24 protein-coding genes and 1 riboswitch are annotated in these 24,739 nt (G+C 60.6%); of the genes, 6 read left to right on the top strand and 18 right to left on the bottom strand.

Going from position 1 to position 24,739, the window contains the following annotated elements; translation table 11 throughout:
• Window positions 1-143 precede the first annotated feature (143 nt).
• Entirely contained in the window at window positions 144-3,614 is a 3,471-nt protein-coding gene (locus PSH79_RS08505) for a PAS domain-containing hybrid sensor histidine kinase/response regulator (RefSeq protein WP_305442150.1), read from the top strand.
• Between the two features lie 79 nt (window positions 3,615-3,693).
• Here PSH79_RS08505 and rmuC read toward each other — a convergent pair whose 3' ends face one another.
• Together rmuC and PSH79_RS08495 are read right to left on the bottom strand one after the other, a co-directional pair.
• Window positions 3,694-5,058: a DNA recombination protein RmuC gene (gene rmuC, locus PSH79_RS08500; RefSeq protein WP_305443895.1), complete on the bottom strand. Its 1,365-nt coding sequence runs from the start codon at window positions 5,056-5,058 to the stop codon at window positions 3,694-3,696.
• 175 nt (window positions 5,059-5,233) lie between these two features.
• Window positions 5,234-5,557, bottom strand: a complete 324-nt coding sequence (locus PSH79_RS08495; protein WP_305442149.1) for a sel1 repeat family protein — start codon at window positions 5,555-5,557, stop codon at window positions 5,234-5,236.
• Window positions 5,558-6,520: 963 nt separating this feature from the next.
• Between PSH79_RS08495 and PSH79_RS08490 the strand changes: the two genes are divergently transcribed.
• The 3 genes from PSH79_RS08490 to PSH79_RS08480 all read left to right on the top strand — a co-directional run bounded on the left by PSH79_RS08490 (window position 6,521) and on the right by PSH79_RS08480 (window position 8,920).
• Window positions 6,521-6,745 (top strand): hypothetical protein, encoded by a 225-nt coding sequence (locus tag PSH79_RS08490; protein WP_003223079.1) that lies wholly within the window; start codon window positions 6,521-6,523, stop codon window positions 6,743-6,745.
• A gap of 274 nt (window positions 6,746-7,019) precedes the next feature.
• The gene (locus PSH79_RS08485) at window positions 7,020-7,502 is read left to right on the top strand and encodes a hypothetical protein (RefSeq protein ID WP_095114106.1); all 483 of its coding nucleotides are present in this window, start codon (window positions 7,020-7,022) and stop codon (window positions 7,500-7,502) included.
• 146 nt (window positions 7,503-7,648) lie between these two features.
• A complete protein-coding gene (locus PSH79_RS08480; protein ID WP_305442148.1) occupies window positions 7,649-8,920 on the top strand; it encodes an OmpP1/FadL family transporter in 1,272 nt (423 codons plus the stop codon).
• A 194-nt stretch (window positions 8,921-9,114) separates the two neighbouring features.
• Here the strand turns inward: PSH79_RS08480 and PSH79_RS08475 are convergent, their stop codons facing one another.
• From PSH79_RS08475 to cobO, 14 genes are all read right to left on the bottom strand, one after another.
• On the bottom strand, window positions 9,115-9,675 hold the full coding sequence (locus PSH79_RS08475; protein ID WP_305442147.1) for a glutathione peroxidase: 561 nt from the start codon (window positions 9,673-9,675) through the stop codon (window positions 9,115-9,117).
• Between the two features lie 54 nt (window positions 9,676-9,729).
• Complete coding sequence (locus PSH79_RS08470) at window positions 9,730-9,852, bottom strand: hypothetical protein (protein ID WP_305442146.1); 123 nt, start codon at window positions 9,850-9,852, stop codon at window positions 9,730-9,732.
• Entirely contained in the window at window positions 9,849-11,051 is a 1,203-nt protein-coding gene (locus PSH79_RS08465; protein WP_305442145.1) for an MFS transporter, read from the bottom strand. The genes PSH79_RS08470 and PSH79_RS08465 overlap by 4 nt, the downstream gene beginning before the upstream one ends.
• 52 nt (window positions 11,052-11,103) lie before the next feature.
• Window positions 11,104-11,508 carry a MarR family winged helix-turn-helix transcriptional regulator gene (locus PSH79_RS08460; RefSeq protein ID WP_187677467.1) on the bottom strand — a complete coding sequence of 135 codons (405 nt, stop codon included), beginning with the start codon at window positions 11,506-11,508 and terminating at the stop codon, window positions 11,104-11,106.
• Window positions 11,509-11,708: 200 nt separating this feature from the next.
• A complete protein-coding gene (locus PSH79_RS08455; protein ID WP_305442143.1) occupies window positions 11,709-12,440 on the bottom strand; it encodes an adenosylcobinamide-GDP ribazoletransferase in 732 nt (243 codons plus the stop codon).
• A 1-nt stretch (window position 12,441) separates the two neighbouring features.
• Complete coding sequence (gene cobC, locus PSH79_RS08450; protein WP_305442141.1) at window positions 12,442-13,017, bottom strand: alpha-ribazole phosphatase family protein; 576 nt, start codon at window positions 13,015-13,017, stop codon at window positions 12,442-12,444.
• Window positions 13,014-14,069 (bottom strand): nicotinate-nucleotide--dimethylbenzimidazole phosphoribosyltransferase, encoded by a 1,056-nt coding sequence (cobT, locus tag PSH79_RS08445; protein WP_305442140.1) that lies wholly within the window; start codon window positions 14,067-14,069, stop codon window positions 13,014-13,016. Before cobT ends, cobC begins: the two co-directional genes overlap by 4 nt.
• The gene (gene cobU, locus PSH79_RS08440; protein WP_305442139.1) at window positions 14,066-14,587 is read right to left on the bottom strand and encodes a bifunctional adenosylcobinamide kinase/adenosylcobinamide-phosphate guanylyltransferase; all 522 of its coding nucleotides are present in this window, start codon (window positions 14,585-14,587) and stop codon (window positions 14,066-14,068) included. Before cobU ends, cobT begins: the two co-directional genes overlap by 4 nt.
• Before the next feature lie 151 nt (window positions 14,588-14,738).
• Window positions 14,739-16,190, bottom strand: coding sequence for a cobyric acid synthase (locus PSH79_RS08435; protein ID WP_305442137.1), 1,452 nt, complete (start codon window positions 16,188-16,190; stop codon window positions 14,739-14,741).
• Window positions 16,187-17,179: a threonine-phosphate decarboxylase CobD gene (cobD, locus tag PSH79_RS08430; RefSeq protein WP_305442135.1), complete on the bottom strand. Its 993-nt coding sequence runs from the start codon at window positions 17,177-17,179 to the stop codon at window positions 16,187-16,189. Before cobD ends, PSH79_RS08435 begins: the two co-directional genes overlap by 4 nt.
• Complete coding sequence (gene cbiB, locus PSH79_RS08425) at window positions 17,172-18,080, bottom strand: adenosylcobinamide-phosphate synthase CbiB (protein WP_187677460.1); 909 nt, start codon at window positions 18,078-18,080, stop codon at window positions 17,172-17,174. The genes cobD and cbiB overlap by 8 nt, the downstream gene beginning before the upstream one ends.
• Entirely contained in the window at window positions 18,077-18,727 is a 651-nt protein-coding gene (bluB, locus tag PSH79_RS08420; RefSeq protein ID WP_305442134.1) for a 5,6-dimethylbenzimidazole synthase, read from the bottom strand. Before bluB ends, cbiB begins: the two co-directional genes overlap by 4 nt.
• Window positions 18,724-20,124: a cobyrinate a,c-diamide synthase gene (locus PSH79_RS08415; RefSeq protein ID WP_305442133.1), complete on the bottom strand. Its 1,401-nt coding sequence runs from the start codon at window positions 20,122-20,124 to the stop codon at window positions 18,724-18,726. The genes bluB and PSH79_RS08415 overlap by 4 nt, the downstream gene beginning before the upstream one ends.
• On the bottom strand, window positions 20,121-20,732 hold the full coding sequence (cobO, locus tag PSH79_RS08410; protein WP_305442132.1) for a cob(I)yrinic acid a,c-diamide adenosyltransferase: 612 nt from the start codon (window positions 20,730-20,732) through the stop codon (window positions 20,121-20,123). Before cobO ends, PSH79_RS08415 begins: the two co-directional genes overlap by 4 nt.
• An 80-nt stretch (window positions 20,733-20,812) precedes the next feature.
• A riboswitch (cobalamin riboswitch) is annotated at window positions 20,813-21,039 on the bottom strand.
• A gap of 153 nt (window positions 21,040-21,192) precedes the next feature.
• Between cobO and PSH79_RS08405 the strand changes: the two genes are divergently transcribed.
• Entirely contained in the window at window positions 21,193-21,777 is a 585-nt protein-coding gene (locus PSH79_RS08405) for a hypothetical protein (protein WP_305442131.1), read from the top strand.
• A gap of 68 nt (window positions 21,778-21,845) precedes the next feature.
• Complete coding sequence (locus PSH79_RS08400) at window positions 21,846-23,159, top strand: sorbosone dehydrogenase family protein (protein ID WP_305442130.1); 1,314 nt, start codon at window positions 21,846-21,848, stop codon at window positions 23,157-23,159.
• Window positions 23,160-23,293: 134 nt separating this feature from the next.
• Here PSH79_RS08400 and PSH79_RS08395 read toward each other — a convergent pair whose 3' ends face one another.
• Window positions 23,294-23,830 (bottom strand): C40 family peptidase, encoded by a 537-nt coding sequence (locus PSH79_RS08395; RefSeq protein ID WP_305442129.1) that lies wholly within the window; start codon window positions 23,828-23,830, stop codon window positions 23,294-23,296.
• 221 nt (window positions 23,831-24,051) lie between these two features.
• Complete coding sequence (locus PSH79_RS08390) at window positions 24,052-24,666, bottom strand: C40 family peptidase (RefSeq protein WP_187677453.1); 615 nt, start codon at window positions 24,664-24,666, stop codon at window positions 24,052-24,054.
• Window positions 24,667-24,739 lie beyond the last annotated feature (73 nt).

The raw sequence follows: 24,739 nt of genomic DNA, 5'->3' as shown, positions 1-24,739 counted from the left end.
CCGGCCACCCAAATGCCACCCGGTTCTAAACCTGCGACACCCCGCCACGCCACGACCTTGGTCGACACTGACTAACCGCCGCACTCATGCGAGACTGTCCGCCCGGGCAGGAGTGCCGGGGAGTCTTCTGTCGGGAGTGTTGCATGCCGTTGTCCACCGGGCTGATCGCCGTCGTCGCCCTGGCCTATATGGCCATCATGTTCGCCATCGCCTTCTACGGCGACCGTCGCAGTGCGCCGCTGCCGCCGCGAGTGCGTGCCTGGGTGTACAGCCTGTCGCTGGCGGTTTATTGCACCAGTTGGACGTTTTTCGGCGCGGTCGGCCAGGCCGCCGAACAGCTGTGGTCATTCCTGCCGATTTACCTCGGGCCGATCCTGCTGTTGGTCGGCGCGCCGTGGGTCCTGCAAAAAATGGTGATGATCAGCAAGCAGGAGAACATCACCTCCATCGCTGACTTCATCGCCGCGCGCTACGGCAAATCGCAATCGCTGGCGGTGGTCGTGGCCCTGATCTGTCTGGTCGGCGTCCTCCCCTACATCGCCCTGCAACTCAAGGGCATCGTCCTTGGCGTAAACCTGTTGATCGGCGCCGGTGCCGACGCCATGGGCACCCGCGCCCAAGACACCGCGCTGATCGTGTCCCTGGTCCTGGCGCTGTTCACCATCGTCTTTGGCACGCGCAACCTCGACGCCACGGAACACCACCGTGGCATGGTGCTGGCGATTGCCTTTGAGTCGCTGGTCAAGCTGTTCGCGTTTCTCGCCGTCGGCGCGTTTGTCACTTATGGCCTGTATGACGGCTTCGACGATCTGTTCAATCAGGCGATGCTCGCCCCGCGCCTCGAGGAATACTGGAAGGAAACGATTAATTGGCCGTCGATGGTGGTGCAGACCGGCGTGGCGATGATGGCGATCATCTGCCTGCCTCGGCAGTTCCACGTTACAGTGGTCGAGAACATCGATCCGCAGGATCTGCGCCTGGCCAAATGGGTGTTCCCCGCTTACCTCGCGTTGGCCGCGCTGTTTGTAGTCCCCATCGCCCTCGCCGGCCAGATGCTGCTGCCGAGCGATGTGCTGCCGGATTCGTTCGTGATCAGCCTCCCACTGGCCCAGGCCCATCCGGCGCTGGCAATGCTGGCGTTTATCGGCGGCGCTTCGGCGGCGACCGGCATGGTCATCGTCGCCAGCGTGGCGCTGTCGACCATGGTCTCCAACGACATGCTGTTGCCGTGGCTATTGCGGCGCAACAACGCCGAGCGCCCGTTCGAAGTATTCCGCCAGTGGATGCTGTCGGTGCGCCGGGTCAGCATCGTAGTGATTCTGTTGCTGGCTTACGTCGCCTATCGTTTGCTCGGCTCCACCGCCAGCCTGGCGACCATCGGCCAGATCGCCTTCGCGGCGGTGACGCAACTGGCTCCAGCCATGCTCGGCGCGCTGTACTGGAAACAGGCCAACCGTCGTGGCGTGTTTGCCGGTCTCGCTACCGGGACTTTCCTATGGTTTTACACGTTGATCCTGCCGATTGCCGCGCGCAGCCTCGGCTGGCCGCTGGACACGTTTCCGGGCCTGGCGTGGCTGCACAGCAACCCGCTGAATCTGCCAATCACGCCATTGACCCAAGGCGTGGTGTTGTCGCTCGCGGGCAATTTCACGTTGTTCGCCTGGGTTTCGGTGCTATCTCGCACACGTGTTTCGGAGCACTGGCAGGCTGGGCGTTTCATCGGTCAGGAAATCAATGCCCGGCCGAGTGCGCGCTCGATGCTGGCGGTGCAGATTGATGATTTGCTGCAACTGGCAGCACGCTTTGTCGGTGAAGAACGCGCACGGCAGAGCTTTATCCGTTTCGCTTATCGCCAAGGCAAAGGCTTCAACCCGAATCAGAACGCCGACGATGAATGGATCGCCCACACCGAGCGATTGCTGGCGGGTGTCCTCGGCGCGTCTTCGACAAGAGCTGTAGTAAAAGCCGCCATCGAAGGTCGGGAAATGCAGTTGGAGGATGTCGTCCGAATTGCTGACGAAGCCTCGGAAGTGTTGCAGTTCAACCGCGCCCTGCTGCAAGGCGCCATCGAGAACATCACCCAGGGCATCAGCGTGGTCGACCAGTCGCTGAAACTGGTGGCGTGGAATCGGCGCTATCTGGAGCTGTTCAACTACCCGGACGGCCTGATCAGCGTCGGCAGGCCGATTGCCGACATCATTCGCTACAACGCCGAACGCGGTTTGTGCGGCCCCGGCGAAGCGGAAGTCCACGTCGCCCGACGCCTGCACTGGATGCGTCAGGGCCGCGCGCATACGTCTGAACGACTTTTCCCCAACGGCCGGGTGATCGAGCTGATCGGCAACCCGATGCCCGGCGGCGGTTTCGTCATGAGCTTTACCGACATCACCGCGTTCCGCGAAGCCGAGCAGGCGCTGACCGAGGCCAACGAGGGGCTGGAGCAACGGGTCAGCGAACGGACTCAAGAACTCTCGCAGCTCAACGTCGCCTTGACCGAAGCCAAGGGCACCGCCGAGGCCGCCAACCAGTCGAAAACCCGCTTTCTCGCGGCAGTCAGCCATGACTTGATGCAACCGTTGAACGCCGCTCGGCTGTTCTCCGCCGCCCTCTCCCATCAGGACGACGGTTTGAGCAGCGAGGCGCAGAAATTGGTTCACCACCTCGACAGTTCGTTGCGCTCGGCTGAAGACCTGATCAGTGATCTGCTGGACATTTCCCGCCTGGAAAACGGCAAGATCAACCCCGATTGCAAGGCGTTTGCGGTCAATGAGCTGTTCGACACCCTAGGTGCCGAGTTCAAGGCGCTGGCGCAGGAACAAGGTTTGAGCTTCCGTGTGCGTGGCAGCCATTTGCGCATCGACAGCGACATCAAGTTGCTGCGGCGGATTCTGCAGAACTTCCTGACCAACGCTTTCCGCTACGCCAAAGGCCCGGTGCTGCTGGGTGTGCGTCGACGTGGTGGAGAGTTGTGTCTGGAGGTTTGGGATCGCGGGCCGGGTATTCCGGAAGACAAGCAGCAGGTGATTTTCGAAGAGTTCAAACGCCTCGACAGCCATCAGACCCGCGCGGAAAAAGGTCTGGGACTGGGCTTGGCGATCGCTGACGGTTTGTGCCGTGTACTCGGTCACACCCTACGCGTGCGTTCATGGCCAGGGCGCGGCAGTGTGTTCAGTGTCAGTGTGCCGCTGGCTTGCACGCAGACTCTGCCGGCGAGCGCTGCTGTCGAGCTGAACGGCAAGTTGCCAAGCGGCGCGCGGGTGCTGTGCATCGATAACGAAGACAGCATTCTGATTGGCATGAACAGCCTCCTGAGCCGCTGGGGCTGTCAGGTATGGACGGCGCGCAACCGAGAGGAGTGTGAGGCGCTGCTCAATGACGGGGTGCGGCCGCAATTGGCGTTGGTCGACTATCACCTGGATAACGGCGATACCGGCACCGAGTTGATGGCGTGGTTGCGCACCAGCCTCGGTGAACCTGTGCCGGGCGTGGTGATCAGCGCGGACGGGCGTCCGGAGATGGTCGCGCAGGTGCATGCGGCGGGGCTGGATTATCTGGCCAAACCGGTGAAACCGGCGGCGTTGCGGGCGTTGTTGAGTCGGTATTTGCCGCTGTAAAAGCAAAAAGATCGCAGCCTGCGGCAGCTCCTACATAGATCCCATGTAGAAGCTGCCGCAGGCTGCGATCTTTTGATCCTTATTCCGGCAACTCGACCAAGCCATCGACATCCGTCATCGCCCGCTCCAGCAGATCCGCTGGCAGACTCTTGCTCGCCCGCGCACCGAGCAGCTTGAGTTGCTCACTGCGGCTGACCAGGTTGCCGCGCCCTTCTGTCAGTTTGTTGCGTGCTGAGCTGTAGGCTTTGTCCAATTGCTGCAAGCGATTGCCGACCTCATCCAGATCCTGAATGAACAGCACGAACTTGTCGTAGAGCCAACCGGCGCGCTCGGCGATTTCCCGGGCGTTCTGGCTCTGGCGTTCCTGCTTCCACAGGCTGTCGATGACTCGCAGAGTCGCCAGCAACGTGGTCGGGCTGACAATGACGATGTTGCGATCGAACGCCTCCTGAAACAACGAAGGCTCGGCCTGCAGTGCCGCCGAAAACGCCGCTTCGATCGGTACGAACAGCAAAACGAAATCGAGACTGTGCAGGCCTTCCAGGCGCTTGTAATCCTTGCCGGCGAGGCCTTTGACGTGATTGCGCAGGGACAGCACGTGCTGTTTGATCGCGATCTGCCCAAGCGTATCGTCGTCGGCGGCGACGTACTGTTGATACGCCGTGAGGCTGACCTTGGAGTCGACCACCACTTGTTTGTCGCCCGGCAAATAAATGATCACATCCGGCTGGAAGCGCTCGCCATCCGGGCCTTTGAGGTTGACCTGGGTCTGGTACTCGCGGCCCTTCTCGAGACCTGCGTGTTCCAGCACGCGCTCAAGGATCAGCTCGCCCCAGTTGCCCTGGGTTTTCTGGCCTTTCAGGGCCCGGGTCAGGTTGGTCGCTTCATCACTCAGGCGCAGATTGAGCGCCTGCAAACGCTCCAGCTCCTTGGCCAGCGAAAAGCGCTCACGAGCCTCGGCCTGATAGCTTTCTTCCACGCGTTTTTCGAAAGACTGAATGCGTTCCTTGAGCGGATCGAGCAACTGGCCAAGACGCTGCTGGCTGGTCTCGGCGAAACGCTGTTCGCGCTCGTCGAAGATCTTGCCCGCCAGTTCGGCAAACTGCGCACGCAACTCATCACGCGAGCCCTGAAGGTCGTCGAGACGCTGTTGGTGACTTTCCTGTTGCTCGCGCAGCTCGGCGTTCAGCGAAGCCGCCTGAGCGTCGAGGCGACGCAGTTCCGCCTCTTTGTTGGCGCGTTCGAGGTTCCAGGCATGAGAGGCATCACGGGCGTCGTCGCGCTCGATTTGCAACAACTCGACTTCGCGGCGCAGAGCCGCCAGATCAGCTTGCTTGGCCGCGTTGGCCTGGCCGAGATCGGCAACTTCGTCACGGCTGGCATCGAGTTGAGCGTTGAGCCCGTCATGCGCCAGTTGCGCCATGGCCAGCCGCTCTTCAAGCAACGCCACTTCGGCTTGTCGGTCGCTCGCCCGGCGTTGCAGTTGCCAGGCCAACGCCAGCAGCGGCAGCCCCGCCCCTGCGAGACCGAGCAGCACGCTGGTCAAGTCCATAGCCATAGCCACTCCTGCCGATCCAATAAAGTCTGAAGGTTAACCAACGTGTCAGAACTTGGACAGCTCAGTCTTCGATGAGGCCAAGTTCCTGTTGCGCACGGTGATCGCCGGCGCGGGCGGCCTGGCGTAACAGATCCTGACCGATGCGGCGATCCCGGGCATTGCCACACTCACGGCACATCAACTGGCCGAGACGGCTTTGTGCGGCGACCACGCCTTCGCGCGCGGGTTGCTTGAGCAGGCGGCCGGCCAGGTGTTTGGCGTTATGGCTGTCGCTCAGGCGCGGGCTGTCGAGCAGCCACTCGGCCACGCGCACGGAAAATCGCTTAGGGGAGGTAACACGGGGAGGTTCTGAGGTAACAGAGTCTGATACTGAGCGAAACTTCATAAAGCACTGTGGGACAGATCGGAAGGCGCGCCACTCTACTCTCTTTTTCTTACAGGTAAAGTCGAAAAATAACCCGGCACGCCCGTCCTAGAGCAAGCGCTCGGGACAATCCACAGAAGCTGTGGATAACTCAGTGGACAACCGCCCTCCAACCGTCGCAAAGCCTTGTGGAATGGGGCTCGCAGTCAAACTGACGATTTTTTCACCAACAAAAAAAAGCGATGTTTTTCATTGACTTAAACTTTCGTTACAGGCAGCCACCGGAGTCAGGATTGATGTGACAGCGCCGTTACAGCGCGCGCAACTAATGTGCACAAGTACCTGTTACCCGGTTATATGCATGCGCTTTTTCGGGCCGTTTTGGCAGCATTCCTGGGGATAAGCCGCTGTGACGTGCAGTTTCATGAAGAATCCTTCACCGACCAGCGGTCGAGACGTGAGCCAATTCAGGGCGCTCCACCGCCTCTCGAAGCAGGCCCGGCTAGCGACTGCAATCTTTTTCCACCCAGAGTTTGCTTTACCCGTTTCGATCCGTTAGTATCCGCGGCGTTAGTACCAAGCTGAAAGTCAATTCCGGTCGAACACATCCCCACGGTCAACCTTCTTCACAGAAGCCTTCACCGAAAAAAGCGGGAACGACCCCTCGATGGTTTCCAGGTAAATCTTGCGACGACACTGCCTTCGAATGATGCGAAGGGTGTTGCGAAGACCACTTACTCTGACCGAACCAACCTGCAAATTGATCAGGATCTTCACCCCGGGCCCAGAACCTTTGCCCTCGTTGTGATGCCTGCCCTCCTAAGTACCTACCTGCCAGCCCAAGCGCGCCAAATTATCAGCGCTTCAAACTGGCTGCTTTGTTCCAGTCGGGTTCTTTGTTCGACCAATGGTGGTCGACATTACTGGAACGTTTTAACGCTGCACGGTTCTTATCCGTGTCATTTGTAGGAACACCTAATAACTATGTCTACTCAAATCCATACTCAGGATGCCATTCGCACCCTAACCAATGCTTTTGCTCCAATGAACTGCCTGATCATGGCCGCTCGCAAAGGCTGCTTCAGCTTCACCGTCGTCAATGAACACGGGATCGCCCGCCACAGCGAGCGTCTGTACCCCGATCAATACTCCAGCGCCGAACCGCTGCAGGCCGTGATCGACCGCACCCGTCAGGCATTAATTGCCTGAGAGCCGCAAAGGCTGCAAAAGCAAAAGCCTCGCTTAAAACGCGGGGCTTTTTATTGCCTGATGTTTCACTTTTTAGTCTTGGCGCGTAAGCACCATCGGATATAAGGGTTATAACTCGCAGCCAGAAATATTTTAAAAACAGGCCTTTACGTCGCGAATATGACACTACACTTCAACTCAAGCGGCGTGATCCGCTTGCGGCGAGCCTGAACCGATCCACAGCTGCCAAGCCCCCCCTCAGGACTCGCCATTAATAACAAGAACCGAGGGTTTTATGGGTATCGCTGCCAGCGAACTGTGCCGCTACGTGATCCGTCCCACGCTGATTTATCTGGGACGCCACAGCGCGACTGCCGAATCTCTGCTGCTGGGCATCGCCGCCAGCCAGTCAGCCCTGGGTTCCGCCCTGCATGACCGCCGTGGCCACGGGCTCTACCGCATCGCCGAGCACCGCCATCAAGCCCTTTGGGATGATTACCTGGCACTCGATCCGGAACGCGCCAGCCTGGTTCGAGGCCTCGCCAGTCAGCATGCCTTCCTGACCGGCCCACACCTGGAATTGACGGTCAATCTGCGCTACGCCACGGCCATTGCCTGGCTGCTGGTCGAAGAGCAAAACCCCACCCTCCCCGATTCGAATGACTTGCTGGGAATGGCGCGTATCTGGCGTCAGACCTTTCAGCCCCAAGGTCGTCTGCGCGACTTCACTTATGCCTGGCACACCTGTGTTTCAACGGTGAATCAGGTCGCCTGCTGACCGACCGGTTTCAGAAGATCGCACAACAGGTCGCGATTTTGGTCGGATTGTCCTACAAAACCGCTCTAACTCAAGGCATACGGACTATAGCGCTTGGACGAAAATGTTGGTAATTTTCGCCCCGGTGATCACCAGGAGTTCTAATAATGAAAAAAGTCATGCTCAAAACCACCCTTAGCCTCGCCGTTACCCTTGCCTCCACTCAAATTTTCGCGGCCGGCTTTGCCCTCAACGAACAAAGCATCAGTGGGATGGGGACTGGTTTTGCCGGGCGATCTTCTTCTGCAGACGACGCAAGTACTGTTTATGGCAACCCTGCCGGCATGTCGCGCATCAAGCGCGAACAAGTGACCGGCGGTGTAGCCGTTGTCGATGCTCATACCGATATCAGCAATGCCAGCTCCAGCCCCAACGGCGGCAGCAACAAAGGCGACATGGTGCCCCTCACCGCTGTACCTATGGGCTTCTACGTCAAACCGATCGATGATCATTGGGCATTCGGCCTCGGTGTTTATGTGCCGTTCGGCCTGATCACTGATTATGAAAACGGCTTTGCCGGCCGTTACTTCGGCAGCAAGTCCGAAGTACAAGTGATCACCTTCCAGCCAACCGTCAGCTACGCCTTCAACGACAAGGTATCGATCGGTTTCGGTCCGACCATCAACCGCATCGACGGCTCGCTGGAGTCCAATCTGTCGATCACCCAGGCCCTGCCGGACGGCAAGGTCAAGATCAAGGGTGACGACACTGCACTGGGCTACAACGTCGGCTTGCTGGTACAAGCCACCGACACCACTCGCGTCGGTCTGACCTACCACTCGAAAGTCGACTACAAGCTCGAAGGCGACACCAAGGTCAACTACGGCGCACTGGCTGCCGTCGGCCTGGGCGCCAATCAGAAGTACGACGCTTCGCTGAAGATCACCACGCCGGAATCCGTGGACCTGTCGGTCACCCAGGCCATCAATGATCGCTGGAACGTGTATGCCGGTACCACCTGGACTCGCTGGAGCCAGCTGGAAAAAATCACCGTCAAGAACTCCGGGGTACAGCCGCTGCTGGCCGGCCAGTTCGGTTCGATCAACGAAGACCAGAACTGGCATGACTCCTGGGCCTACGCCGTGGGTACGTCGTATCAGTTGAACAAGGAATGGGTACTGCGTACCGGTCTGACGTTCGACCAGTCGCCGACCAATAACGAAGACCGCTCGCCACGCATTCCGACTGGCGACCGCACCATCTTCAGTATCGGTGCCGGTTGGAGCCCGACCGACGACCTGACCATCGACGTCGCCTACTCGTACCTGAAGGAAGAGTCGGTCAAGATCCGCAACGAAAACAACCGTGGCCAGACCTACGACGCCAAGTATGAAAACTCGGCAAACGGTTTCGGTGTCGGCGCGACCTACCGCTTCTGATGCTGTATGGCGAGGCTGACCCCTCGCCCATTAAAAAGCCCCGCTCTCTGTGTACAGAGGCGGGGCTTTTTAATGCCTGAAACCTGTGCGACCTGTAGGAGCTGTCGAGTGAAACGAGGCTGCGATCTTTTGACTTTAAAAAAGCAAGATCAAAAGATCGCAGCGTGCCGCAGCTCCTACAGAGGTATCCGGGGTCAGGGCTTGATGGGTTTTGAGGCGATGGCCTTCTCGATCGCAGCAATGAATTCCGGATCATCGGGCTTGGTCAGGCTGGAGAAGCTGGCGACCACCTTGCCTTGGCGATCTACCACGTATTTGTAGAAATTCCACTTCGGCGCACTGCTCTGCGCAGCGAGCACCTGGAACAGATGCGTGGCGTCATCACCACGTACCTTTTGCGGCTCGGTCATGGCGAACGTCACGCCGTAGTTGGCGTAGCAGACCTTGGCGGTCTCGGCGCTGTCCTTGGACTCTTGTTTGAAGTCGTTCGACGGTACGCCGAGCATTTCCAGCCCCTGCGCCTTGTAGCGCTGATTGAGCGCCTCAAGGCCTTCGAACTGTGGCGCAAAACCACAGAAGCTGGCGGTATTGATCACCACCAGCGGTTTATCGGCATAGCGTTGACACAGATCGATGGATTCCTTGGCGCGCAATTTGGGCAGCGAGCCTTGCAACAATTCCGGACAGTCAGCGGCCTGAGCCAGGCCAGTCAACGCCATCAGCAACGCGGGAACAGCACACCAGCGCTTGAGCATGTCGAGCATCCTTGAGAAGTCGTCAGGCTTCGAAGTTACTCGCCAGACAACGTTCTAGCAAATACTCATGCCCAACTGCATCAACGCCAGACCTCCCTGATGCCAGCCCCACCACACCAGCGCCAGCAGGGCGCCGCCGAGTGCGATGACGGCAATACGTGGCCAGAGTCGGCTCATACGGCGCTCGCTTGCAGGCGTTCGACCGGACGCTCGCGCACCGGCCAATTCAACGCAGCCGCCAGCAGGCTCAGAAGCACCGCCACTTGCCAGATCAAGTCATAACTCCCGGTACGGTCATACACCACTCCGCCCAGCCATCCACCAAGGAATGAACCGAGTTGATGGAACAGGAACACGATACCGCCGAGCATGGACAGGTTTCGCACACCAAACAAGGTCGCCACCGTACCGTTGGTCAACGGCACCGTCGACAGCCACAAGAAGCCCATGGCCATGCCGAACAGATAGGCCGTTGTCGTCGTTACCGGCAACCACAGGAACAACACGATCACCACTGCGCGCAACAGATACAGCGCCGTCAGCAAGCGCGGTTTGGACATGCGTCCACCCAGCCATCCGGCGGTGTAGGTGCCGAAGATATTGAACAGGCCGATCAGCGCCAGCACCGTGGTGCCGACCGTGGCCGGCAGGTGTTGATCGACCAGATACGCCGGCAGATGCACACCGATAAAAACGACCTGAAATCCACAGACAAAAAAGCCGAAAGCCAGCAGCCAGAACCCCGAATGCGAACAGGCTTCACGCAAAGCTTCGGACAGCGTCTGCTCATGGCCCAGTACCGGCAGCGGCTTGTCCTTGAGCATGCTCACCAGCGGCACGATCATCGCCACCAACAGGCCCAACACCAGCAACGCGGCGGACCATCCAAGCCAGCCAATCAGCCCCAACGTACCCGGCAACATGGCGAACTGGCCGAAAGAACCCGCAGCGCTGGCAATGCCCATGCCCATGCTGCGCTTCTCCGGTGGCACAGCGCGACCGACCACGCCCAGGATCACCGAGAACGAGGTGCCGGACAAACCGATACCGATCAGCAAACCGGCGCTCAGCGAGAGAGTCATCGCCGAGTCGGACAAGCCCATGCACACCAGGCCCAAGGCGTAGAGCACACCGCCGATCAATACCACTTTCGCCGCGCCGAAACGGTCGGCCAGCGCGCCAGTGAACGGCTGGGCCAGGCCCCAGATCAGGTTCTGCAAGGCGATGGCGAAGGCGAACACTTCACGCCCCCAGCCGAACTGCGCGCTCATCGGCGACAGAAACAGACCGAAACCGTGCCGCACGCCCAATGACAACGCCAGGATCAGCGCACTCCCCAGCAACACCCAACCGCACGTACGCCACATCGATGTCATTGTTATTCTCCAGTCGCGGGTATATACCCGCTTGAATCCGAAAAAACCGGCGCTATGCCAGTTCGTCCAGCAGTCTGAGCAAGGTCTCACGCTTCTCGGCACCCAAGCGGTCGATCAACCGCTGCTGCGCCGCTTCCCACGCCGGCAAAGCTGCCGCCAGGCGCTGCACACCGGTATCGGTGAGCTTGACGATGCGGTTGCGCATGTCTTCGCCCTCAGCCAGCGCCACCAGCCCTTCGCCTTCGAGCACGCGCAGATTGCGCCCGAGGGTGCTGCGATCCAGGCCCATGGCTTCGGCCAGTTCAGAAATGCTCGGTTGATCCAGACGTTGCAGATTGCACAGCAAAGAATACTGGGCAACGTTGATCCCGAAGCCATCGAGAGCGCCGTCGTAATGCCTGCTGACGCCACGAGCGGCGCGACGCAGGTTGGTGCATAAACACTGAGAAGGAAGCATGGTGCGTGTATATACCCGCGACTGTGTTAAATCAAGTTACACATGAGTTTATCAACAAGGTTTGTGCCGCCCGACACACCGCCATCGCTGGCAAGCCAGCTCCCACAGGTTTTGCAAGTGTTCACAAAATCTGCAAACACCCTCAATTCCTGTGGGAGCTGGCTTGCCAGCGAAGAGGCCAGCACATTCAACATAAACCCTTAGACCAGCACTAACCCTACCAGCACCGCCATCTCCAGCAGCTCCAGTAACGCGCCGGCCGTATCCCCGGTCGTCCCGCCCAACCGCCGCATTATCAGATGCCGCAACCAGACAAACACACCGACAGCGACCAGTAGCGCGATGATTGCCTTGAACCCGGCGATCACCACACAAGCCAAAGCGCTAACTGCTAGAACCCACCACCCCGCCTTGCGCGGCAAATGGTCCGCCAGCGCCTGCCCCAACCCACCGGCGCGCACATACGGCGTGGTCAGAAACAACCCCAGCAACGCCGCCCGCCCGAGCAGTGGCACGATGATCAACGCCATCGTCTGCTGTTGTTCGATCAACGCCAGCAACGCCGCAAACTTGAGCAGCAGCACCAGCACCAGCGTCACCACCGCAATCGGCCCGCTGCGCGGATCTTTCATGATCGTCAGCGTACGCTCACGATCGCCAAATCCGCCGAGCCAGGCATCGGCGCTGTCGGCCAGGCCATCAAGGTGCAACGCGCCGCTGAGCAGCACCCACACCGTCAACAGCAACGCTGCGTGCAGCAGCAACGGCGCACCGGCCAACACCAAGTTCAGCGCCCACAGAATCGCGCCGAACAGCAGCCCCACCAACGGATAGAACAGCAGTGATCGCCCAAGCTGTTCCGGCTCCGGCATCCCCGGCAAACGAATCGGCAAACTGCTGAGAAATTGCAGGGCGATCCACAACGGCAACATGTCAGTGACCTTCCTTGAGCGAACCATCAACGGCGACCGTGAGTGAAAATAACGCGCCGTGCCCCACCTCGACATTGAGCAATTGCTCACGCGGCAAACGCCGAGCCTGCGCCAGCAATAGACGCATCACACCGCCATGACTGATCAACAGCACCCGTTCACCCGCATAGGCCGCGTTTAGCCGCGCAACCGCTGCCAACACTCGCGCAGAAAAGTCGCTGACCGGCTCACCCTGCGGTGGCGTGAACGAATAGGGATCAGCCCAGAACAATCCCAAAGCATCGGCATCAGTCTTCATCAGCGCCGCCGCGCTCTGCCCTTCCCAAGCGCCGAAATGCAGCTCTTGCAGATCTTTGTCCAGTTGCACCGGCAGATTCAGTTGCTCGCCAAGCTCAGCGGCAAACCGCGCGCAACGCTGCAACGGCGAACTGACCAGTCGATCCCAAGGTCCTCCCGCGATCACGGCTTCGCGCATCTGCGTCCAGCCCTTTTCAGTGAGCGCATCGTCGAGACTGCCGCGCAAACCGCCGCCCAGTTCAGTCTCGCCGTGGCGTAGCAGATCCAGTCGCAACGTCATGCCGGACGATCCGCCACCGCCGCTTCCGCGAACGTTGCCATCTGCCCGTGCAGATCACAGGCCAGACGCAACAACGGCACCGCCAACGCCGCACCGCTACCCTCACCCAGGCGCAGACCGAGCTCCAGCAACGGTTCGGCGTTCAGCGTCTCCAGCACATGACGGTGGCCCGGCTCGGCACCGCGATGGCCGAACAACAGCCACTCGCGGCAAGCCGGATTCAAGCGCACTGCCACCAACGCGGCGACTGTGCAGATAAAGCCGTCGACCAGCACCGCAATACCTTCCTGCGCACAGGCCAGATAGGCGCCGACCAACGCAGCAACCTCGAAACCGCCGAGGTTGAACAGCGTCTGCAACGCATCACCACGCTGCGCGGCGTGCAACGCCAGTGCGCGTTCGATCACTTGCGCTTTGTGGCTGACGCCTTCGGCGTTCAAACCTGTGCCGGGCCCGGTCAGATGCACCACTGGACAATCGAGCAGCGCGCAAGCCAGGGCACTGGCAGCGGTGGTATTGCCGATGCCCATTTCGCCGCCGATAAACAGCTGCGCGCCTGCCGCTTTGGCGCGCAACACGCTGTCGCGCCCGGCCTGCAACGCGAGTTCGCCCTGGGTCTGAGTCATCGCCGGACCCTGAACGAAATTCGCCGTGCCCGGGCCAATGTTCAGGTGGCGCACGCCCGGCAGTTTCAGCGATGCCGTCACCGTGCCCAGATCCACCACTTCCAACTGTGCATTGAGCTGGCGCGCCAATACGCTGATCGCCGCACCGCCGCTGACGAAGTTGAGCAGCATCTGCCCGGTGACTTCCTGCGGATACGCCGATACGCCTTCGGCGACCACGCCATGATCACCGGCAAAAATGGCAATCCAGACCTGCTCAAGCGTCGGCTTCACCTGCCCTTGCAGACCGGCCAGTTGCACCGCCACCGACTCAAGCCGCCCCAGCGAACCGGCCGGCTTGGTCAGTTGCTGTTGCCTCGCCTCGGCTTGCTCGACGATATCGGCATGCACCGGTTTGCACGGGTTCAGCCACCAGGTTTGGGTCATAACGCAGATCCTTTCAGAGTCAGGGGCAGGCCGGCGACGGTCAGGACAACACGCTGACAGCGCTCAGCCAGAGCTTGATGCAGCCAACCGGCTTCATCGACGTAGCGGCGAGTCAATTCGCCCAGCGGCACGACACCCATTCCGGTCTCGTTGCTGACAAAAATGATTTCACCCGGCAGTAACGCCAGGCAGTCGAGCAGGGCTTCGCGTTCGACAGCAAGACGCTCGGCATCGTCGAGCATCAGCAGATTGGTCAGCCACAGGGTCAGGCAATCGACCAGCAGGCAGCGCTCGGCACTGGCGTTTTCGCGCAGGACGCGGGCCAGTTCCAGCGGTTCTTCAATGAGTGCCCATTCGGCTGGACGGCGAGCGCGGTGGTGGGCGACGCGCTCATTCATCTCGCCATCCAGCGGTTGGCTGGTGGCGATGTAGGTCACGGCCAGCGCACTGTCAGTGGCGAGTTTTTCGGCCAGACGACTTTTGCCGGAGCGGGCGCCGCCGAGGATCAGTTGGAGCATGGGGGACATCCTGAAAATTATGTGTTGAGGCGACTGGCGTTATCGCGAGCAGGCTCACTCCTACAAAGGATCTCGAGCAGCCTTGAGTTTTGTGTAAACCGGATAACCCTGTCGGAGTGAGCCGGCTCGCGATGAGGCCAGCACAGACAATTCAAATCCCACAGAGCTGACGCAACAGATCAGTATCCAGATGCCTCTCCACCAGATCCGCCAAGCGCTCGATATCGCGCTCGCGCAACCCGTGGTAATCCACCTCTTGCACAGCGCTCAACCCGGCCCAGCGCAGCAATGCCGCACTGGCCGCCGGCGACTCGAACAAGCCATGCAGATAGGTGCCGAACACTTGCCCGTCAACACTCTGCGCACCGTCGCAACGACCATCATCGAGTTGCACCGCTGCATTCTCCAGCGCCGGCCCGGTGGTCACCCCGGCATGAATTTCATAGCCGCTGACGTCAGCATCTTCCAGCGCCAGCCGCCCGCGCACATTGCGCAGTTGCTTCTCGGCTTCCAGCGTCGTTTCGAACGCGAGCAAACCGAGCCCGGCGCTGGAACCCGGCGCGCCTTCCAGACCGAGCGGATCGTGCACCTGCTCACCGAGCATTTGCAGACCACCGCAAATCCCCAGCACTTTGCCGCCATAACGCAAATGGCGACTGATCGCCGTATCCCAGCCATTGGCACGCAAATAGGCCAGATCACTGCGCACGCTTTTCGAGCCCGGCAGGATGATCAGATCGGCGGCAGGAATCGTCTGCCCCGGGCCGACGAATTGCAGATCCACTTGTGGGTGCAGACGCAGCGGATCGAAATCGGTGTGGTTGCTGATGCGCGGCAGCACCGGCACCACCACTTTCAACACCTGCTCGGCCTTGTCGGTCTGGCGCTGATCGATGCCGTCCTCGGCCTCAAGATGCAGATCCATCACGTAAGGGAGCACGCCGACCACCGGTTTGCCGGTGCGCTGTTCGAGCCAGTCGAGGCCAGGTTGCAGCAAGGCGATGTCACCGCGAAAACGGTTGATGATGAAGCCTTTGACCCGCGCCTGTTCGCTCGGCGACAGCAGTTCCAGTGTGCCCACCAGATGAGCGAAAACCCCGCCGCGATTGATGTCGGCGATCAGCAGCACCGGGCAATCGACTGCTTCGGCAAAACCCATGTTGGCGATATCGCCGGCACGCAGATTGATCTCCGCCGGCGAGCCGGCGCCCTCAACCATCACCAACGGATAGGCCGCGCTGAGTCGCTCGTGGGAGGCCAGCACCGCTTTCATCGCGATGGCTTTGTAATCGTGATAGGCAACGGCGTTCATGCTGGTGACCGCGCGGCCATGGATGATCACTTGCGCGCCGGTATCGCTGTTGGGTTTGAGCAGCACCGGGTTCATGTCGGTGTGCGGTTCAAGAAACGCCGCTTGCGCCTGCACCGCTTGCGCGCGACCGATCTCGCCACCGTCGGCGGTCACCGCGCTGTTGAGCGCCATGTTCTGCGGCTTGAAGGGCACCACCGCCACGCCTTGGCGGGTCGCCCAGCGGCACAGCGCCGTCACCAGTGTGCTTTTACCGGCGTCGGACGTGGTGCCTTGCACCATCAGCGTTGTCATTGGATTTCCTTGGCGAACGCTTGCAGCGCTTGTTCGAGACGGGATTCTTCAGCCGCGTTGGCGGGCAGGCCGAAACGCACACTGCTGTTGTGGGTGAAGATGCGCAGGAGAATTCCCCGTCGGGCCATGAATTCGTGCAGCGCTTGCGCCTGCTCGGTGATCAGCCACTGAAACAGCGCGCAGCCACCCTGCGGTTTGAAACCGTAGCGCTCCAGCAAAAGCGCCAGCCGTTCGCTGGCCTCATCGCTGCGAATCCGCTGGCGTGTGTGGCCTTCGGTGTCTTGCAGACAGGCTTGGCCCAGCACCCGCGTCGGCCCGCTGACGGCCCACGGCCCGACCTGTTCGGCGAGCAGTTTGAGCAACTTGCGCTCGGCCAGTACAAAACCCAGTCGCACCCCGGCCAGACCGAAGAACTTGCCGAACGAGCGCAACACAATCAGACCGATCTGATGGGTGTGCGCAGCCAGACTCAACTGCGGAGTGTTGTCCATGAACGCTTCATCAACCACCAGCCAACCGCCGCGCTGGGCCAGTCGTGCATGCCAGTCAAGCAGGCGCGCCGGGGTCAGGCTCAGGCCGGTCGGGTTGTTCGGATTGACCACCACCAGCACGTCGAGGCTGTCGAGAAAGAACTCGACTTCCTGCTCCAGCACTTCGCGCACGATGTAGCCGCTGCGGCGCCAGGCTTCGGCGTGCTCGGCATAACACGGCGACAGCACGCCGACCTTGCCCGCCCGACGCAAACGCGGCAGCAACTGGATCGCCATTTGCGAGCCGGCCACCGGCAGCACTTGCGATGCGCCGTAGTAATCGCACGCCGCCTGCTCCAGACCGTCATCGGTTTCCGGCAAGCGTGCCCAGGCGCGCAGCGGGATTTCCGGGATCGGAAACGGCCACGGCGCCAGACCGCTGGACAGATCGAGCCAGTCGGCCTCGGCGATACCGTAATCGAGTGCAGCCTGGCGCAGCCGGCCACCGTGTTCAAGCATAGAATTCAGCCCCCACGCAGAGAATCAGCAGCCATAACCATACGCCGCGCTGGACCAATTGCCAGCCACGATCAATAGAGTCGGCATCGGCCTGAACGCCCTCGCCCAGTTGCGGACGCTCATGCAGTTCGCCGTGGTAAATCGCCGGGCCACCCAGTTCCACACCGAGCGCACCGGCACCGGCCGCCATCACCGGGCCGGCATTGGGGCTGTCCCATTTCGGCGCCTGGGTACGCCAGCACTTCAAGGCCAGTCGGGTTTTGCCCAGCACTGCGTAAGTCAAAGCCACAAGGCGTGCGGGAATGTAATTGAGGACGTCGTCGATTTTTGCGGCGCACCAGCCGAAACGCTCGAAGCGTTCGTTGCGATAGCCCCACATCGCGTCGAGGGTGTTGCTCAAACGGTAGAGGACGACGCCCGGCGCGCCCGCCACGGCAAACCAGAACAGCGCGGCGAACACCGCATCGCTGCCGTTTTCCAGCACCGATTCGGTGGCGGCACGAGCGACGGCAGTGCTGTCGAGTTCGCTGGTCTGGCGGCTGACCAGATAGCCGACACGCTTGCGCGCCTCGTCCAGATCATCAGCGCGCAACGCCTTGGCCACCGGTTCGACGTGTTCGCCGAGGCTGCGCATGCCGAGCGCGCAATACAGCGCGAGAATCTCGACGATCCAGCCCACGTATGGCGCCCAGGAAAACGCGGTGGCGAGCAACGTCAGCGGCAGCACCGCGATCACCCACGCGGTGACACCATGACTGCGCCAGCCACGGCCACCGGCGTTGAAGCGTTGCTCGATGCGCCCGGCAAAATTGCCGAACGCCACCAGCGGATGCCAGCGTTTCGGTTCACCCAGCAGCGCATCCAGCGCCACTGCGGCGACACTCAACAACGCCACACTCATTGACTCACTCCCCAGTAATTTTCATACAGCAACTCATTGAGCGGACGCGCCTGCGCCCACCCTTCGAGTACCAGCATCGGCGCCGGATAGAATTCCTTGACCGGCCCCAAGCACAAAACCGCCAGCGGCTTGGCCCCGGCCGGCAGTTGCAACAGATCGGCAAGTGCCTGCGGCTCGAACAGCGAGACCCAGCCCATGCCCAAGCCTTCGGCGCGCGACGCCAGCCACAGATTCTGGATCGCACAGGACAGCGAGGCCATGTCCATTTCCGGCAGCGTGCGACGACCGAAGATGTGTTTTTCGCGATCATCCATCAGCGCGGCGACCAGCACTTCGGCGCAGTCGTTGATGCCTTCGACCTTGAGTTTCATGAACTCATCACTGCGCTCGCCGAGGGCTTCGGCGGTGCGGATGCGCTCTTCTTCCACCAGATGCTGAATCTGCCCGCGCAGGGTGCGGTCGCTGATACGGATGAAACGCCACGGCTGCATCAGGCCGACACTTGGCGCCTGGTGCGCGGCTTCGAGCAAGCGGCTCAGCAGTTCGGGCGCGACGGTGCCGCCGGTGAAATGGCGCATGTCGCGGCGTTCGGCGATGACTCTATAAACCGCTTCGCGCTCGGCTTCGGAGAATGTGCTGTCTGTCATGGCCCTTTCGCGAGCAGGCTCGCTCCCACAAGGGATCGCATTTCTTCAGTCACCACCGTTTCAACTGTGGGAGCGAGCCTGCTCGCGAAGGCGGCTTCGGAGTCAGGCGCAAACAGCGCAGCGATAGCCACCGGGTTCGACGGAAAATAAAAGTGCACGTACGAAGCCGTCATCCGTCCTTCCCGATAAACCGCCTCGGCCCCACGCCCGCCATTCGGGCTCAAGCCCCGGGCTATCGGCGTCAGTTCAGTGGTCGTCAGAGAATGGTGATAAGTGTGGCCACGCAGCGAACCTTCCGGCAGATCGACTGCTTGCAACGCCAAAGCGGCGAGACGCTTTTGCATCACCGCATCGCCCGCGAGCAAACCAACCAGTTCAGCACGCGTGCCCTCGACGTCGGTCAACGAGTCGAGCAGATAAAGCATGCCACCGCATTCAGCGAGCAACGGCTTGCCAGCCGCATGATGCGCACGGATCGCGTCGAGCATCGCGGTGTTCTGCGCCAGCGCCACATGATGCAATTCCGGGTAACCGCCGGGCAGGTAAAGGCTGTCCGCCTCAGGTAATTGCGTGTCGCGAATCGGCGAGAAGAAACTCAACTCAGCGCCCATCGCTCGCAGCAAGTCGAGGCTCGCGCCATAGGTGAAGGCAAAGGCTTCATCGCGGGCGACGGCGATTCGTACATCTTTGAGTAACGGTTCGGCAATCAGCACTTCAGGTGCGGCGAATTCCACGGCCGGTGGCAGCGCTACCTCGCAACTGCTGGCGAGCGCTTCAGCCGCCGCACCCAGACGCATATCGAGATCGTTCAGCTCACTCGCCTGCACCAGACCGAGATGGCGACTTGGCAACTCGATCCCGGTCTCGCGGGACAACGCGCCGTACCAGCGCAAACCTTCGGTGAGGCTGCCTTCAAGCAATTGTGCGTGACGCAAAGTACCGACCCGGTTGGCCAGTACGCCGGCAAACGGCAGATCCGGCTGATACTTCGCCAAGCCCAGTGCCAATGCACCAAAGGTCTGCGCCATGGCCGTGCCGTCGATCACACCGAGCACCGGCACGCCGAAATGCCGCGCCAGATCGGCGCTCGACGGCGTGCCGTCAAACAGGCCCATCACGCCTTCGATCAGAATCAGATCGGCTTCAGCGGCGGCTTCCCACAACAGACGACGACTCTCGTGCTCGCCGACCATCCACATGTCCAGTTGATACACCGGCGCACCGCTGGCGCGCTCGAGAATCATCGGATCCAGAAAGTCCGGCCCGCACTTGAACACGCGCACCTTGCGCCCCTGATTGCGATGCAAACGGGCGAGCGCGGCGGTGACGGTGGTCTTGCCCTGACCGGAGGCCGGCGCGGCGATCAGTACCGCCGGGCAGTGACGTGGTTGATTCAAAGTTCGACGCCTTTCTGCGCTTTGATGCCAGCCTGGAAGGCGTGTTTGAGCATGCCCATTTCGGTGACGGTGTCGCCCATCTCGACCATTTCCGGCTTGGCGCCGCGACCGGTGACGACCACGTGCTGCATCGGCGGCCGCGCCTGCAAATCGCTGAGCACCTGATCGAGGTCGAGGTAGCCGTGCTTGAGGGCGATGTTCAATTCATCCAGCACCACCAGACCGATCGACGGGTCGCGCAGCAGTTCGCGAGACACGGCCCACGCGGCTTCGGCGGCGGCGATGTCGCGCTGGCGATCCTGGGTTTCCCAAGTGAAGCCCTCGCCCATGACGTGGAAACGCACTTGCTCGGGGAAGCGGCGGAAGAACAACTCTTCGCCCGTGCTGTTGCGGCCCTTGATGAACTGCACCACGCCGCACTGCATGCCGTGGCCCATGGCGCGGGCGAGCATGCCGAACGCCGAGCTGCTTTTGCCTTTGCCGTTGCCGGTCAGGACCAGCACCAGGCCGCACTCGTCGGGCGAGTTGGCGATGCGTTCATCGATCACGGCTTTTTTGCGCTGCATACGCGCCAGATGGCGTTCGTCACGCTCGGGGGAATCAGTCATGGGGGAGCTCTCCGTTGAGGCTGGATAACGGCGGGCAGGCACAAGAATAGACGGCAAAAAGCCTGGCATCGCCCACCGTGATGCCGCTGGATGGATCAGGCCGGTCTCCGGGCTCATGAGCGGCGTTCGCCGGACTGCGCGCCTTCCCGCTGTTGAGCAGTGGCACAAGACGCAGTTTTCACTCATTTACCGTTGCGGGGGCAGCGCCGGGATCGTGGTCGTGCTTGCTCTGAAGACAACCCTCACCGGCTTCCCTGTTTCACTCTGTCGACGCAAGCCACAGAGCACCTGAAACAAGCCGCGAAGGTTAGAGGGTTGGGGGTGGAGCGTCAATTAAAGAGGGGGCCAACGGGCGAATAACTGCCACCGATCAATTATCTGACGCCAATCTTGTGCCACAGTCTCAAGAGTGATATCAAAGAGCCACAATCTCACATCACACAAGAATAAGGTGAGCCACATGCAAGGCATGATCATCAGCAACCCGCGCCTGGAATTTCTGCGCCCGGTGCTGGAGCGCTGGTTTGACTGTATCGACCGCTACAACGCCGTACGCGGCGACAGCGACACACCCTACTGGCATGACGAGAAAGCCAATCTCGGCCTGCTTTCGGCGGCAGCCTGGATGGCCGAACTGGTGACACTGGAACAGACCGCCACGCGCAAGCAGAGCGAAGAAGGCGAACGCAATGCCCGAGCCGATCTGCTCCTCGCCGGCAGCGAAGACCGCGCTTACATTCAGGCCACGCAACGCTGGCCGCGCGTCAACAACCTCAACCTGACCCAAGCCCTGCTGGAGATCACCAGCGACGCCAAACGCATCAGCTTCGCCAGCGACCTCAAGCTCGGCTGCCTGTTTGTCGCGCCGCAAAAAGCCCAGCACAGCGCCAGCCCTGAAGAATTGCAGGACATGGTCGACGACCTACAGAAGGAACACACCTGCGCCGTCGCCTGGTATTTCCCCTACGCCTACCGCAAGTTGCGCAGCGAAGCCGGCAATTATCATCCGGGCATCGCCGTGCTGTTCAAAGAGGCCCGCGGTTGAGCAGTTGAACCATCGGGCTTGCGCGCTTCTCTATGATTAGGTCAATGCATTCATAGGGAAGATCAGTAATGCGCAAGTCCCAGCTCGCTCTCGTCATCGCTCTCGCCGGAGGGCTCGCCGCCTGTGGTGAATCCTCCAGCCTGCAGGTCACCGACGGCACCGGCCCGTCACCGAAACTGCCCGAACCGAACAAAACCCTGATCCCGACGGTGAATATCGCCCCGGCGATCGGCTGGCCCGAAGGCGCAAAACCGACTGCGGCGACAGGCACACAGGTGGCTGCGTTTGCCGAAGGCCTCGATCATCCGCGCTGGCTATACGTGCTGCCCAACGGCGATGTGCTGGTGGCAGAAACCAACGCCCCACCAAAACCCGACGACAGCCAAGGCATCCGTGGCTGGGTGATGAAGCAAGTCATGGGCAAGGCCGGCGCTGGCGTGCCAAGCCCGAATCGCATCACGCTGCTGCGTGACGCCGACCACGACGGCGTGGCCGAAACCCGCACAGTGTTTTTGCAGAATCTCAATTCGCCGTTTGGCATGACTCTAGTCGGCAATGATCTGTATGTCGCCGACACCGATCGCTTGCTGCGCTTCAACTACGAAGCCGGTGCGACCGAGATCAAGACGCAGCCGATCAAGGTCACGGATCTGCCCGGTGGCACGCTGAATCACCACTGGACGAAAAACGTTATCGCCAGCAAGGACGGCAGCAAGCTGTACGTCACCGTCGGCTCGAACAGCAACGTCGGCGAAAACGGCATGGATCAGGAAGAAGGTCGCGCAGCAATCTGGGAAGTGGACCGGGCCACCGGCAATCACCGGATCTTTGCCTCGGGCATCCGCAACCCTAACGGTCTGGCCTGGGAGCCTACCAGTGGCGCGCTGTGGACAGCCGTCAACGAACGTGACGAGATCGGCAGCGATCTGGTGCCGGACTACATTACCTCGGTCAAGGATGGCGGCTTCTATGGCTGGCCATTCAGCTATTACGGTCAGCACGTCGATGTGCGGGTAGAGCCGCAGAACCCCGACCTGGTCGCCAAAGCCATCGCCCCGGACTACGCCGTCGGCCCGCATACCGCTTCGCTCGGCCTGACTTTCGCCGAAGGCAACAAATTGCCGGCGCAGTTCAAGGAAGGCGCGTTCATTGGCCAGCACGGCTCTTGGAATCGCAAGCCGCACAGCGGTTACAAGGTGATTTTCGTGCCGTTTACCGGCGGCAAGCCGAACGGCCAACCGGTGGATGTGCTGACCGGTTTCCTCGACAAGGACGAGAACGCACTGGGTCGCCCGGTTGGCGTCGTGATCGACCAACAAGGTGGCTTGCTGGTGGCGGATGATGTGGGGAACAAGGTTTGGCGGGTGTCGGCCAGCAAATAGTTTTCGCCATGCACAAACAACTGTAGGAGTGAGCCTGCTCGCGATAGCGGTCGATCATTCAACATTGATGTTGAATCTGACACCGTCATCGCGAGCAGGCTCACTCCTACACATTAGATTTTGGGCAACTTGAATTACGGGTTATGCGCCAGATGCTCAGGCTGCAACACCCGCTTCGCACTCAGATACGCCTTCTGCCAATACGCCTTCGACAGGCTATCGAGCTTCACCGTGCCGCCAGTTGCCGGCGCATGCACGAATCGCCCTTCCCCGACATAAATCCCCGCATGGCTGACCTGCGAGCCGCCATTGGTGGCGAAGAAGATCAGGTCACCGGTCTGCAAGCCTTCCTTGCCGACATTGGGCGCCTGCATGACGATCAGCTCGCGCGTGGAGCGCGGCAGAGAAATACCCGCCGCATCACGGTAAACGAAGCCGATCAGCCCACTGCAATCAAATCCCGAATCCGGCGTATTGCCGCCCCAGCGATAAGGCGTGCCGACCAGGCCGAGGGCGCGAAACAACACGTCTTCAGCAGCAGGAGAAAAGGCTTGGGAGGGACCGAACACCACCGGCGCGCGAACCACCGGCGCAGTTGGCGGCGTACGACTGGCGCAGGCGCTGAGCAACGCTGCGAAGAACATCAATGCGAGGCGGGCCGACATGGTCATAAGCAGAACATCCTGATCTGGCTGCGGCTTTCTCTGCCGGATGGACAGAAAACAAAACCGCCTGCGTGGCACGCAGGCGGTTTGCCATCAATATAGATTCAGGATTCTAGCGGCTACGCGGCAAACTTCAAGTAAGACTTTAACTTCACCTTGTAAAGTATAGGTCTACTCCGTTCCCGGAAGCCGTTTTTGTCGCCGCGAATGCAGCGACAACGGGGAGATTACTTGCGAGCAGTCACTACGGTAGGAGCGTTCGCCAAAGCACGTTTGGCTTCGATGAAGGTCTTGCTCCAGTAACTGTCACCCAGGCTGTCTATGCGAACACCGCCGCTGCGACGACTGCTGGAGTGAATGAACTGATTGTCACCCAGGTAGATCCCGGCGTGGCTGACACGACCGCGACGACCGTTGGTGGCGAAGAACAGCAGATCGCCAGGCTCAAGGTTGCTGCGCGATACCAGCGGCGCATCCACATTGATCATTTCGCGAGTGGAGCGCGGCAGGTTCATGCCGGCTTCTTCGCGGAACAGATAGCCGATGAAACCGCTGCAATCGAAACCGGCTTCGGAGGTACCGCCAAAACGGTAACGGGTACCGATCAGGGACATGCCGCGTTCGAGGATGCTGTCGGCCAGAACCGGAAGCTCGTACGGCTTCTTGTTGAAGTCCGACAGTTCTTTTTCGGTGTCCAGCTCTTCCTGGTAAATAACAGAAGACTGGGCAGTGGCAGAATTTTTAACCTGTTGAGGCTGCTCTTGGACTGGAGAATGAGCAGCACAACCGTACAACAGGGTGACGAGTGCGAGAGGCACGAGGGGTGCGAAGCGCTTTAGCATGGGCACGACCGTGGCTGATAGTTGTAAAGAAGCCGAGACTATGCCCGCTATCAACCTCATTTGCAAATTCAAT

Source organism: Pseudomonas sp. FP2196, from assembly GCF_030687715.1.
Taxonomy (GTDB): Bacteria; Pseudomonadota; Gammaproteobacteria; order Pseudomonadales; family Pseudomonadaceae; genus Aquipseudomonas.
This window is presented reverse-complemented; position numbering and strand designations above follow the sequence as displayed.